Origin of the sequence: Burkholderia sp. BCC0419 (genome assembly GCF_902830285.1) — a bacterium.
Classification (GTDB): domain Bacteria; phylum Pseudomonadota; class Gammaproteobacteria; order Burkholderiales; family Burkholderiaceae; genus Burkholderia.
In genome coordinates this window covers 988,100-999,942 of record NZ_CADESR010000002.1, presented here as the reverse complement: position 1 = coordinate 999,942, position 11,843 = coordinate 988,100, and the positions used below count along the sequence as shown (strand labels likewise).

The window sequence follows — 11,843 nt, the reverse complement described above, 5'->3', positions numbered from 1 at the left end:
CGATAATGGGATCGTTACCTGACTTTCCGGGAGCCACGTCATGACTGGAAGCGATGCTGCGTCCTCACCCGATCTCACGCAAGGGATCGCGCTCGACGATCTCGCCGACGGCGCGATGATCGAGGGCCATGTCGGCGACGCGTCGGTGCTGCTCGTGCGCCGCGCCGACGAACTATTCGCGGTGGGCGCGCAATGCCCGCACTACGGCGGCCCGCTGGCCGAGGGCCTGCTGGTCGGCGACACGATTCGCTGCCCGTGGCATCACGCGGCGTTCTGCCTGCGCACCGGCGAGAGGGAGCGCGCGCCGGCGCTCGACGGGCTGCCATGCTGGCGCGTCGAGCGGCGCGACGGCCGCGCGGTCGTACTCGATGCACGGCCGGCCGCCGTGCCGCCGGCGCTGAAGGCGGCCGGGCTGCCCGCGTCGGTCGTGATCGTCGGCGGCGGCGCCGCTGCGATCGCGGCGGCGGTGACGCTGCGGCAGGAAGGCTATCCGCATGCGATCACGCTGCTGAGCGCCGATGCCGATCCGCCGTACGACCGGCCGAATCTGTCGAAGGATTACCTCGCGGGCACGGCGGAGGCCGACTGGCTGCCGCTGCGCGCGCCGTCGTTCTATGCCGAGCAGCGGATCGACGTGCGCTGCAACACGCGGGTCGCGCGCATCGATCCGGCGCAGCGGGCGGTCGAGCTGGCCGACGGCAGCCGTATCGAATACGGCGCGCTGCTGCTCGCCACCGGCGCCGAGCCGAACCGGCTGAACGTGCCCGGCGCCGATCTGCCGCACGTCTGTTTGCTGCGTTCGCGCGCCGATTGCGATGCGCTGATCGGCAAGCTGAAAACGGCGCGCCGCTGCGTGGTGGTCGGCGCGAGCTTCATCGGGCTCGAAGCGGCCGCCGCATTGCGCACGCGCGGGCTCGACGTGCACGTCGTCGCGCCCGACACGCATCCGATGGGCCGCGTGCTCGGCGATGCGCTCGGCGACACGATCAAGGCGCTGCACGAAGCGCACGGCGTCGTGTTCCATCTCGGCGCGACGCCTGCGCAGATCGGACCGGACAGCGTGACGCTGTCGAGCGGCGACGTGCTGCCGGCCGACGTCGTGGTGGTCGGCATCGGCGTGCATCCGAACGTCGGGCTCGCGCAGGACGCGGGGCTCGCCGTCGAGCGCGGCGTGACGGTCGACCGCTTCCTGCAGACGAGTGCGCCCGGCATCTATGCGGCGGGCGATATCGCACGCTGGCCCGATCCGCTGACGGGCGAGCGGATTCGCGTCGAGCACTGGGTCGTCGCCGAGCGGCAGGGCAGCGTCGCGGCGCGCAACATGCTCGGCCAGCAGCGGCCGTTCGACGCGGTGCCGTTTTTCTGGAGTCAGCATTACGACCTGACGATCCGCTATGTCGGCCATGCGGAACAATGGGATCGCGTCGAGATCGACGGCGACCTCGGCGCGCACGATGGCTCGATCGCGTACTGGCGCGGCAACACGCGGCTCGCGGTCGTGACGATCGGCCGCGATCTCGACAGCCTGAAGGCCGAAGCGGCGCTCGAGCGGCAGATCGCGGCCGCGTGACGGCGGATTGACGACACCTGGAGTCGCTGATGAACCAGTTGATCGAGAAGCGAGTCAAACCTCGTCCTTCAGGGCGAGGAAGGAAAGCGCGGACGCCAAAGGCATCCTTGACAACGCGTCAATGCTGATACGATTACTTCCATGCAAAGACTCCAGGCCTTCAAGTTCGAACTGATGCCAACCGGCGAGCAGCAGCGCGATATGCGCCGCTTCGCCGGATCGTGTCGGTTCGTCTACAACAAGGCGCTGGCGTTGCAGAGGGACAATTACGCCGCGGGCGGCAAGTTCATCAGCTACGTGGCGATGGCAAAGCACCTCACTGCGTGGCGAAATGGGTCGGAGACTGCGTGGCTCAAAGATTCGCCCGTTCACCCGTTGCAGCACGCGCTCAAGGACCTGGAGCGGGCCTACAAGCATTTTTTCGGCAAGCGCGCGGCATTCCCGCGCTTCAAGAAGAAGGGCAAGAGCGACCGCTTCCGCTACCCCGACCCGAAGCAGATCAAGCTGGATCAGGGTAACAGCCGAATCTTTCTGCCCAAACTCGGCTGGCTGCGCTATCGCAATAGCCGGCGCGTCTTGGGTGAGTTGCGCAATGCCACGGTATCCCGGAGTGCCGGAAAGTGGTTCGTCTCGATCCAGACACAACGCGAGGTAGATCGGCCGGTGCCGCAAGCCACCAGCGCGGTTGGCATCGATGTCGGCATAGCTCGCTTCGCAACGATGAGCGACGGCACGTTCCTCGCGCCGCTCAACAGTTTCAAGCGGCACGAAGCTCGGTTGCGCCGTGCGCAACGGGCGATGAGCCGCAAGGTGAAATTCAGCAGCAACTGGAAGAAGGCGAAAGCCCGCATCCAGCGCATCCATTCCCGCATCGGTAACGCCCGCCGCGATTACCTGCATAAAGCCACGACCACGATCAGCAACAACCACGCGATGGTGTGTATCGAGGATTTGCAGGTGCGGAACATGTCCAAATCGGCAGCGGGCAACACCGAGAATCCTGGCAAGAATGTACGGGCCAAGTCAGGCCTGAACAAGTCCATCCTCGATCAGGGCTGGTTCGAGTTCCGTCGCCAACTGGACTACAAGCTGGCATGGAACGGCGGCTGGCTTATTGCGGTGCCGCCTGCGAACACGAGCCGGACGTGTCCGGCGTGCGCTTGCGTGAGCGCGGAGAACCGGCTTACGCAGGCGCGGTTCGCCTGTATCGAATGCGGTTTCGAGGAAAACGCCGACGTGGTCGGCGCGATCAATGTTTTGGCGCGGGGACACCGCGTTGCAGCCTGTGGAGAGCCGGCGCAGTCGGGTCGCTCCGTGAAGCAGGAACCCGCCGAGGCGATCTGAAGCAAGCATCATCGTTTTAGGAGCGGTAGGAATCCCCTGCATTCACGCAGGGGAGGATGTCAACGTGTTGTCCTATCCCGATCTCGACTCGGCGCGTCGCGCGCTGGCCGAACTCGGCACGTTGCGCGACCGGCACGTCGTCGCGCTCGCGGGTGTCGTGATCGTCGAGTGCTCGACCGACGGACAGTTGCGCACGCATGCAGTCGATCCGGGCCGCGTATCGTCCGGATCGCTGCTCGACAGCGTGGTCGCGCACATCGAATCGTCGCTCGACGCCTGGCGCGAGCGGCCGGTGGACGATGCGCTGATCGACCGCGTTGCCCGCAAGGCGCGCCCCGGCACGGTGTCGCTCGGGCTGGCCGCGACGCAGGTCGACATCTACGCGCTGAGCGCGGCGCTCGGGCCGCTGGGCGGCGACGTGACCGATACGACGCTGTCGATCGACGACGAACTGAAGCTCGTCGAAGCGATCTCGAACGCGCGTGACGGTAGCGGCGACAGCGGCCCGCCGACGGACTGACGCGCCGGCACGAACCCTCTCCGGGAACCGAGGCTCTCTTGTCCGTGCATCGCGGCGCGCCGCAGCGCGCTGCGCAGGCGCATGCCTTGCTCGATCGGCTCGACGGTGACATTCACCGTTGCCGCTTTCGACAAGGAGGGCCAGACATGAAAGCAGTCGTATTTCACGACATCGGCGACATTCGCATCGACACGGTGCCCGATCCGGACATCTCCGCGACGACCGACGCGGTCGTGCGCCTGACCGCCAGCGCGATCTGCGGCACCGATCTGCACATGGTGCGCGGCACGCTCGGCGGCATGAAGCCGGGCACGATCCTCGGCCACGAACGCGTCGGCATCGTCGAGGCGGTCGGGCGCGACGTGCGCAACCTGCGGCGCGGCGATCGCGTGCTGATTCCGTCGACGATCGCGTGCGGCAGCTGCGCCTACTGCCGCGCCGGCTACACCGCGCAATGCGACGTCGCGAATCCGGGCGGGCCGCGCGCAGGCACCGCATTCTTCGGCGGGCCGGCCGAGACCGGCCCGTTCGACGGGCTGCAGGCCGAATATGCGCGCACGCCGCTTGCGCATGCGAGCCTGATCCGGCTACCGGATGCGATCGACGACGATCGCGCGATCCTGATGTCCGACATTTTTCCGACCGGCTATTTCGGCGCGCAGCTCGCGGAAGTGAAGCCGGGCGATACGGTCGCCGTGTTCGGCGCCGGGCCGGTCGGGCAGTTCGCGATCGCGAGCGCGAAGCTGATGGGCGCCGGACGCGTGATCGCGATCGACCGCATCGCGTCGCGGCTCGAAATGGCGTGCGCGCAGGGCGCCGAGATCGTCGATTTTTCCGAGGACGATCCGGTCGGGACGGTGCTGCGGCTCACGGGCGGGATCGGCGTCGATCGCGTGATCGACGCGGTGGGCGTCGACGCGATGCGCGCGACGCACGGGCCGGCCGCGGCCGATCGCGAGGCCGCGCGCGCGTTCGATGCGGAAGTCGACGCCATTGCCCCGCACCGCAAGCCGAACGGCCGCAACTGGGTGCCGGGCGACGGGCCGTCGCAGGTGCTGCAATGGGCGGTGCGCGCGGTCGCGAAGGCCGGCACGGTCGCGGTGGTCGGCGTGTATCCGCAAGCGGCGCGCGTGTTTCCGGTCGGCGAGGCGATGAACCGCAACCTGACGATCAAGATGGGCAACTGCAATCACCGGACGGTGACGCCGCCGCTCGTCGAACTGGTGCGCAGCGGCGCGTTCGATCCGCTGTCGGTGCTCACGCGCAGCGAGCCGCTGACGAACGCGATCGATGCATATCGCGCGTTCGACGTGCGCGAGCCGGGCTGGATGAAGGTGAAGCTGGCGCCGTGACGACACGAACAGAAACCGGGAGCACTGCAATGACCGATCGATACGACAACTGCATGGCCGCGTGCGACGCCTGCGCGCACGCGTGCGACACCTGCGCGGCGGCCTGCCTCGCGGAACGCGACGTGCACGCGCTGGCCGGCTGCATCGCGCTCGACATCGAATGCGCGCAGCTGTGCCGCTTCGCGTCGGGCGCGATGGCGCGCCGCAGCGCGTTTGCCCCGCGCATTTGCGGGCTGTGCGCGCACGCGTGCGACCTGTGTGCGGCCGAGTGTTCGCGGCACGCGCACGAACACTGCCGCCGCTGCGCGCTCGCGTGCGAGGCCTGCGCGGCGATATGCCGCGCGATGGCCTGAGCGCGGGCGCTTACGGCGCGTCCTGAACGTCGCGCGCGACGCGTTGCAGCAGCGCGTCGAGCACGGCCATCTCGACGGGCTTCACGAGATGGTCGTCGAAGCCCGCGCGTTCGCTGCGCGCGAGATCCGACGCGCGTGCGTGGCCGGACAGCGCGACGCAGGTCGTGTCGCGCAGCGCATCGATCGCGCGCAGTTCCTGCAGCAGCGTGAAGCCGTCGACATCCGGCATCGTCAGGTCGAGCAGCATCAGTTGCGGCGCATAGTCGCGCGCGAGGGCCAGTGCGTCGGCCGCGCTGTACGCGACCCGCGGCGCATGGCCTTTCAGTTGCAGCAGCACCGCGAGCGTGTCGGCCGAGTCGCGGTTGTCGTCGACGACGACGATGCGCAGCGGCACGGCGGCCGGCTGCGCGGGCGCGGCCGGCGCGTGCGGGGCGGCGCGCTCATCGCGCGTCGTTTGCACGATCGGCAGCCAGATCGTGAACGTCGCGCCGTGGCCGGGCCCGTCGCTTTGCGCGACGATCCGCCCGCCGTGCAGTTCGACGAAGGACCGGCAGATCGCGAGACCGAGCCCGAACCCGCCGGACGGTGAGCGGCCCGACGCCCCTTCCTGCTGGAACAGGTCGAAGATCGTTTCGAGGGAGCCGGGCGCGATGCCCACGCCATGATCGACGACGTGGATCGCCACCAACGATCCGTCGATACGCGCGCCGACGTCGATCCGGCCGCCGTGCGGCGAGAATTTCGACGCGTTGTCGAGCAGGTTGTGCAGCACCTGGACGAGCCGTGCGTCGTCGCCGTGCAGCACCACGGAATCGGCCGGCAGGTCGACGCGGATCCATTGTCCGCGCGCGGCCAGTTTCGGCTGGATGCTCCCGACGCCGCGGCACACGATGTCGCGCACGGTGATGGGGCGATCGTCGAGTTCGACCTTGCCGGCAGTGATGCGCCCGACGTCGAGCAGATCGTCGACGAGCCGTGTCAATTGCCCGACCTGGCGGTGCACGGCGTCGCGGCATTGCGCGAGCGCGGGCGCCGGATCGGGCAGGCTCTGCAGCACGCCGACCGAATTGCGCAGCGGCGCGAGATGATTGCGCAGCTCGTGCGCGAGCATCGCGATGAACACGCTGAGCCGGTGCGTCGACGCTTCGAGCTCCTCGAGCCGCTTGCGCTCGGTCATGTCGCGCGTGATCTTGATGAAGCCGCACAGCTGGTGCGTCGCGTCGTGCACCGGCGTGATCGTCACGCTCGCCCAGAACTGCGTGCCGTCCTTGCGCACGCGCCAGCCTTCGTCCTGGAAGTGGCCATGCGCGGCGGCCAGCGCGAGCCCGTGCGCCGGCCGGCCGGCCGCGATCGCGTCGGACGGATAGAACAGCGAGAAATGGCGCCCGACGATCTCGGGGGCGCGGTAGCCCTTGATGCGCTGCGCGCCGGCGTTCCAGGTCGCGACGTTGCCGGGCGGGTCGAGCATGAACACCGCGTAGTCGGTGATCGACTCCACCACGGTCTGGAACCGGAATTCGGCGAAGCGGTGCAGCAGGTCCCGCGCGTCGGGCGAGCCGGGCGGCGGAGGCGGCGGGTGAAAATCGGCGTCGTCGTTCGTCATCGGAGCGGCAGGTCGAAAAGGCGGGCGGCCGAATACCGCCCGGCCGCCGCCGGACACGCCGGGGGGCGGCTACACGAACCGGATTGGCACGTCCGAAAGAATAAAGGAACTCGATTCGGCTGATCAATGGGTACGCATCGGGTACGCATCGGCCGTGCCGTCCGCCGCGCCGGCGAACCGGATTCGTGCCGGCGCGCCCGACGGCGGCCGGCGCGGCATGCCGATTGCACGACCTTGCAGCCCGCCTGCCGTGCCACGGCCGTCCGGCCGATCGCGCGGCGGCGAGGCAGGCAAGGAGATCCCCATGAACAGCACGCTGAACCCCGACAACGAACCGGCCGGCCCGGACGACGACAACGCCAGCCGCGGCCGCGACGGCCGTGCGCTCGGCCCGAGCGACTCGTCCGACAGCGGCAGCGACACGGCGGGCGCGCGGCGCTATCCGTTCGACATCGATTCGCCGCTGGACGAACACGCGCTCGAACGCGGCGACGCATCGCTCGACAGCGATACCGACCGCGCGGGCACCGGCGAGCGCGCGTCGGCGGACGGCGACTCGACGCTCGAGGAAGGCGCCGACATCCAGCCGGACCGCACCGAGCGGCTGAGCGAACCCGGTCGCACGGATGGACCGGACGACGGGGACGACCCGGACGACCCCGGCGGCGCGCCGTGACGCCCGGCACGCAAAAACTGCAATCGCGTTGCAGATTGGGGCGCCTGGCGGCTTCCCGGCGCTGCGGCGCACAACGGTCGCGGCACGGCAACGGCGCCGGCACGCGATTTGCATTCACCCGACCGACGCGCGCCGCGATACGGCATGGGGCCGTGCGCGGCGCAGGCGCGATCAAGGAGAGACATGATGCAACGACGATATCCCGGACGGCATGGCGAGCGTGGCGGCCCGCCCGACTGGCAGGCGCGCAACGAACGCGCGTACCGGGGCGCCGGCGAGCGCGGCATCCCGGACGACCCGGCGCGGTGGCCGGAAGAAGACGATGAATCGGCTTACCGCCGTTTCGCGAGCGAGGACGTAGGCCCCGAAGACTGGGGCAGCGAATGGACCGAGCGCGCCGCGCGCCCGGTCGACCAGCGGCGCGGCGGCGCCGACCCGGACTGGCCGGGCGGCGTGCGCCAGCCGGCACGGGACCCCGAGCGCGGCTACGGCGGGCCGGGCCGCCGCGCGGAGGGCCGCGAAGGCCGGTACGGCGGCGAGCGGCCGGAATTCCGCGGCCAGCACCGGATGGGCGGGTACGGCGGCGAGCGCGGCATCGACGACCCGCGCTACGGTGGCCGCGCCCCCGACCTGTCGCGCTTCGGCAGCGAAGCCGAACGCGACGCGCTGCGCCAGCGCCGCGGGCCGAAAGGCTATACGCGCTCGGACGAGCGGATTCGCGAGGACGTGTGCGAGCGGCTCGCGCATGCGCTCGAGATCGACGTGAGCGACGTCAGCGTGCAGGTGAACGAGGGTCGCGTCGAGCTGGAGGGCACGGTGCCGGCGCGCTGGATGAGGCACGACATCGAGGATCTGGCCGACGGCTGCATGGGCGTGCGCGACGTCGAGAATCGCGTGCGCGTGCGCCGCGATGGCGAACACGATACGGGCATGGTGCTGCATCCGGACCAGCGGACCATCACGCCGACCCAGCCTGCCGCGCGCGACCCCGAGCCCGGCACCGTCGTGCCCGGCCGCGAGCGTGAACCGCGCCACTGACGGCCGTGCGTGACACGGCGCGACCCCGACCGCGAACAACGCGTGCATGACGACCGGAATCGACGACCCGCCCATCAGGCACCGTGATGCCCCCGCAGGCCGCGACCGCCGCGACGCGCGCGGCCTGCGGCTGCGGATCGCGGGCGAACTCTGGCGCGCGATCTGGCATTACCGCGCGCGCGTGCTCGCGGCGGTCGTGCTGCTGGTGCTCGCGAAAGCGGCGGCCGTCTCGGTGCCGCTGCTGCTCAAGGACATCGTCGACGGCTTCGGCCGCGCGGCCGGCCAGCCGATCGCGTGGCCGGTGCTGCTGCTGTTCGCGTATGCGGTGGTGCGCTTCGCGTCGAACGCGCTGAACGAAGTACGCGACATGACCTTCGTGCAGGTTACGCAGCACACGGTCGCGTCGTTTACCGTGCGCACCTTCGGCCACCTGCATCGGCTCGGCGCGCGCTTTCATGCGCAGCGCGAGACGGGCGCCGTCGTGCGCGACCTCGAGAAAGGCACGGCCGGCATCGGCTACCTGCTCGGCGTCGCGGTGTTCACGATCGTGCCGACGGCCCTCGAGATCGGCTCGGTGCTCGTGATCGTGATCAGCAAGTACGGCGGCGGCTTCACCGCGATCATTCTCGTCACGTTCGCCGTCTACGCGGCGTATACGGTCGTGTTCACGCGCCGCCGCATGCGTTGCCAGCGGCGCGTGAATGCGCTCGAGGCCGAGTCGAATTCGCGGGTGGTCGACAGCCTGCTGAACGTCGATACGGTCAAGTACTTCGCCCGCGCGGACGTCGAGCGCGACCGGCTCGATCGCGTGCTCGACGCGTGGCGCGAAGCCGGCGTCGACAACCAGTACGCGCTGTCGACGCTGCATATCGGGCAGAGCGCGTGCATCGGCGCGGGGATCGCGGCGGTGATGCTGCTCGCCGGACAGCAGGTCGCGCGCGGCGCGATGACGATCGGCGATCTCGTGCTGATCAACGCGTACATCATCCAGATCAGCCTGCCGCTGAACGCGCTCGGCTTCGTGTTCCGCGAGGCGAACGACGCGATGACGAACATCGAGCGGCTGTTCGGGCTGCTCGATGCGCGCGGCAAGCCGGGCGAGGACGGCGATGCGCCCGGTGCGCAGCCGCTCGTCGTGCGCGGCGGCGCGATCGAGTTCGAGCATGTCGACTTCGGCTACGAGCCGAGCCGGCAGATTTTGTCCGACGTGTCGCTCCGCATCGAGGCCGGGCAGACGATCGCCGTGGTCGGCGGCAGCGGCTCGGGCAAGTCGACGCTCGCGCGGCTGCTGTTCCGGCTGTACCAGCCCGATGCGGGCACGATCCGGATCGACGGCCAGGACTTGCGGCTCGTCACCGAGCGCAGCCTGCGCGACGCGCTCGGCATCGTCCCGCAGGACACCATCCTGTTCAACGACACGCTCGCGCACAACATCGCGTACGGCAAGCGCGACGCGACCCGCGGCGACGTGATCGCGGCCGCGCGCGGCGCGCAGCTCGACGCGTTCATCGAGCGGCTGCCCGATGCGTACGACACGCGCGTCGGCGAGCGCGGCGTGCGGCTGTCGGGCGGCGAGCGGCAACGGGTCGCGATCGCGCGCGCATTGCTGAAGGCGCCGCCGATCGTCGTGTTCGACGAGGCGACGTCGGCGCTCGACACGCGCTCGGAGCGCGCGATCCAGCAGGAGCTGATGCGCGTCGCGCGGCATCGCACGAGCCTCATCATCGCGCACCGGCTGTCGACGATCGTCGATGCCGACCGCATCCTCGTGATGGAGCACGGCCGGCTCGTCGAGCAGGGCACCCACGACGCGCTGCTCGAAAGCGGCGGCGTATATGCGCAGATGTGGTCGCTGCAGGCGAAGCAGCGCGAACTGGAACGCACGGAGGCGAAGTTCGCGCGGCAGCCGGTGCGGATCAACCCGCTCGTGTCGCAGGTGCTCGATGCGCTGGCGGAGGCGGCCGTGCAGCGCGGCGTGCCGGTGTTCCGCCACCTGTCGGACGAGGATCTCGTCGTCAAGGCCGATCCGGCCGCGCTGCGGCGCTTCGTGTGGGAACTGTGCCGCGGCGCGATCGACGCAAGCAGCGGCGGGCAGCTCGAGGTGCGCACCGCGCGCCACGATCCGGAAGCGCGCATCACGATCGCGTGCGCGGGCGTCGACGCCACCGAACTGTCGCTGATCGATCTCGAACGATTGCAGGACACGATCGAGGAGGCCGGCGGCTACGTCGTGCGCGAACGCGACGATCTCGGCGTGACGCTGCACCTGTCGCTGCCGATGTGCGCGGTGGCGCCAGCGTCGATGCAGCCGGACGGCGCCGTGCCGAACGCGGACGCCCGCGCGGCGGCGACGGCGCAGCCGCTCGACGGCCTGCGCATCGCGTGCGTGGACGACCACGGCGAGGCGCGCGACGCGCTCACCGCGCTGCTGAGGGTGGCCGGCGCCGACGTGCGCGCGTATGCGTCGGGCCAGGCGTTGCTGGACGACCTGTGGCGCGCGCGTCGGGCCGACTGGCCGGCGCTGCTCGTCTGCGACATCGACCTCGGCGACGACGAGGAGGACGGCTACACGGTGATGTCGCGCGTGCGCCAGCTCGACGCCGCGCGCGATCGCGAGGGCCGCGCGCCGCTCGAGGCGCTGGCCTTGTCCGGCCATGCGCGCGATCGCGATCGCACGCGCGCGGTCGAAGCCGGTTTCCATGCGTACCTGACCAAGCCCGCGGTAGCGGCCGACCTGATCGCGGCGTTGCGTGCGCTCGCGTTTTCCTCCGGAGAAATCCATGCCGAACCTTCTGAATCCGACGACACCCGAAGCCCTGAACGCACGTCGCGGCGGTAGCGCGTTCGCCGACCGACAGACCGCGGTGGCGGCCGTCGAGCTGCTGTTGCCGACCCTGTCCGCCGCGCTGCAGAGCGATTTCGTCGGCGACAGCGGTTGCCTGCACATCGTGATCATGGACCCGGCGCTCGGGCCGCACGACGCGGCGTTCGAGGACGCGATCCTGTATGAGTTTTCGCTGCCCGACCCGAAGGACTGGGACGCCGACTACCGCGCGTATGCGCGGGCCAAGGCGCGGCTGTCGTGGGAAACGGGCCGCGACGGCCATGTCGTGCAGGCGCTCGAGCCGTACCGGCTGCGCGCGGGCGACACGAACCTGTGGGGCGGCGTCGCGCTCGGCGGCATCGTGGTCGGCGTGTCGGGCGCGCAGCCGTGGTTCGACGAGGCGTTCGCGGGCTGCATCGCGCACTGCCTGCGCGCGCTCGCGAAGCACCGCGCGCAGGCGACGCCCGACGCGCTCGCGATCTGAGCGGGCCGACCGGGCCCGCTTTTTACAGCCGGTTATAAAAAAGCCAGCGGCCTGACGCCGGCGCTCGATGCGGCGCGGG

The 11,843-nt window shown here is 70.1% G+C and carries 10 protein-coding genes; 9 read left to right on the top strand and 1 reads right to left on the bottom strand.

The genetic code is table 11. From position 1 onward, the window contains the following. Nucleotides 1-40 precede the first annotated feature (40 nt). From HWW87_RS18025 to HWW87_RS18005, 5 genes are all read left to right on the top strand, one after another. Nucleotides 41-1,570 carry an FAD-dependent oxidoreductase gene (locus HWW87_RS18025; RefSeq protein WP_175821425.1) on the top strand — a complete coding sequence of 510 codons (1,530 nt, stop codon included), beginning with the start codon at nt 41-43 and terminating at the stop codon, nt 1,568-1,570. A 141-nt stretch (nt 1,571-1,711) separates the two neighbouring features. Beyond that, entirely contained in the window at nt 1,712-2,914 is a 1,203-nt protein-coding gene (locus tag HWW87_RS18020; RefSeq protein ID WP_175821424.1) for an RNA-guided endonuclease TnpB family protein, read from the top strand. Nucleotides 2,915-2,978: 64 nt separating this feature from the next. Beyond that, nucleotides 2,979-3,434 (top strand): DUF1269 domain-containing protein, encoded by a 456-nt coding sequence (locus HWW87_RS18015; RefSeq protein WP_244107291.1) that lies wholly within the window; start codon nt 2,979-2,981, stop codon nt 3,432-3,434. Nucleotides 3,435-3,580: 146 nt separating this feature from the next. Next, nucleotides 3,581-4,786, top strand: coding sequence for an alcohol dehydrogenase catalytic domain-containing protein (locus HWW87_RS18010; RefSeq protein ID WP_175821423.1), 1,206 nt, complete (start codon nt 3,581-3,583; stop codon nt 4,784-4,786). A gap of 29 nt (nt 4,787-4,815) precedes the next feature. Then, nucleotides 4,816-5,139: a four-helix bundle copper-binding protein gene (locus HWW87_RS18005; RefSeq protein ID WP_175821422.1), complete on the top strand. Its 324-nt coding sequence runs from the start codon at nt 4,816-4,818 to the stop codon at nt 5,137-5,139. 10 nt (nt 5,140-5,149) lie between these two features. Here the strand turns inward: HWW87_RS18005 and HWW87_RS18000 are convergent, their stop codons facing one another. Beyond that, nucleotides 5,150-6,742, bottom strand: a complete 1,593-nt coding sequence (locus HWW87_RS18000) for an ATP-binding protein (RefSeq protein WP_175821421.1) — start codon at nt 6,740-6,742, stop codon at nt 5,150-5,152. A 304-nt stretch (nt 6,743-7,046) separates the two neighbouring features. On the opposite strand from HWW87_RS18000, the gene HWW87_RS17995 reads away from it, so the two are divergent. The 4 genes from HWW87_RS17995 to HWW87_RS17980 all read left to right on the top strand — a co-directional run bounded on the left by HWW87_RS17995 (nt 7,047) and on the right by HWW87_RS17980 (nt 11,764). Further along, a complete protein-coding gene (locus HWW87_RS17995; protein ID WP_175821420.1) occupies nt 7,047-7,418 on the top strand; it encodes a chemotaxis protein in 372 nt (123 codons plus the stop codon). Nucleotides 7,419-7,604: 186 nt separating this feature from the next. Then, entirely contained in the window at nt 7,605-8,456 is an 852-nt protein-coding gene (locus HWW87_RS17990; RefSeq protein WP_175821515.1) for a BON domain-containing protein, read from the top strand. 46 nt (nt 8,457-8,502) lie between these two features. Next, the gene (locus HWW87_RS17985; RefSeq protein ID WP_175821419.1) at nt 8,503-11,295 is read left to right on the top strand and encodes an ABC transporter transmembrane domain-containing protein; all 2,793 of its coding nucleotides are present in this window, start codon (nt 8,503-8,505) and stop codon (nt 11,293-11,295) included. Then, entirely contained in the window at nt 11,237-11,764 is a 528-nt protein-coding gene (locus tag HWW87_RS17980) for a hypothetical protein (RefSeq protein WP_175821418.1), read from the top strand. Before HWW87_RS17985 ends, HWW87_RS17980 begins: the two co-directional genes overlap by 59 nt. Nucleotides 11,765-11,843: the final 79 nt, after the last annotated feature.

What these genes read in the sequence shown, in the direction of transcription:
- HWW87_RS18025 (WP_175821425.1), top strand. Translation starts at nt 41, where the DNA reads ATGACTGGAAGCGATGCTGCGTCCTCACCCGATCTCACGCAAGGGATC.
- HWW87_RS18020 (WP_175821424.1), top strand. Translation starts at nt 1,712, where the DNA reads ATGCAAAGACTCCAGGCCTTCAAGTTCGAACTGATGCCAACCGGCGAG.
- HWW87_RS18010 (WP_175821423.1), top strand. Translation starts at nt 3,581, where the DNA reads ATGAAAGCAGTCGTATTTCACGACATCGGCGACATTCGCATCGACACG.
- HWW87_RS18005 (WP_175821422.1), top strand. Translation starts at nt 4,816, where the DNA reads ATGACCGATCGATACGACAACTGCATGGCCGCGTGCGACGCCTGCGCG.
- HWW87_RS18000 (WP_175821421.1), bottom strand. Translation starts at nt 6,742, where the DNA reads ATGACGAACGACGACGCCGATTTTCACCCGCCGCCTCCGCCGCCCGGC.
- HWW87_RS17995 (WP_175821420.1), top strand. Translation starts at nt 7,047, where the DNA reads ATGAACAGCACGCTGAACCCCGACAACGAACCGGCCGGCCCGGACGAC.
- HWW87_RS17990 (WP_175821515.1), top strand. Translation starts at nt 7,605, where the DNA reads ATGCAACGACGATATCCCGGACGGCATGGCGAGCGTGGCGGCCCGCCC.
- HWW87_RS17985 (WP_175821419.1), top strand. Translation starts at nt 8,503, where the DNA reads ATGACGACCGGAATCGACGACCCGCCCATCAGGCACCGTGATGCCCCC.
- HWW87_RS17980 (WP_175821418.1), top strand. Translation starts at nt 11,237, where the DNA reads ATGCCGAACCTTCTGAATCCGACGACACCCGAAGCCCTGAACGCACGT.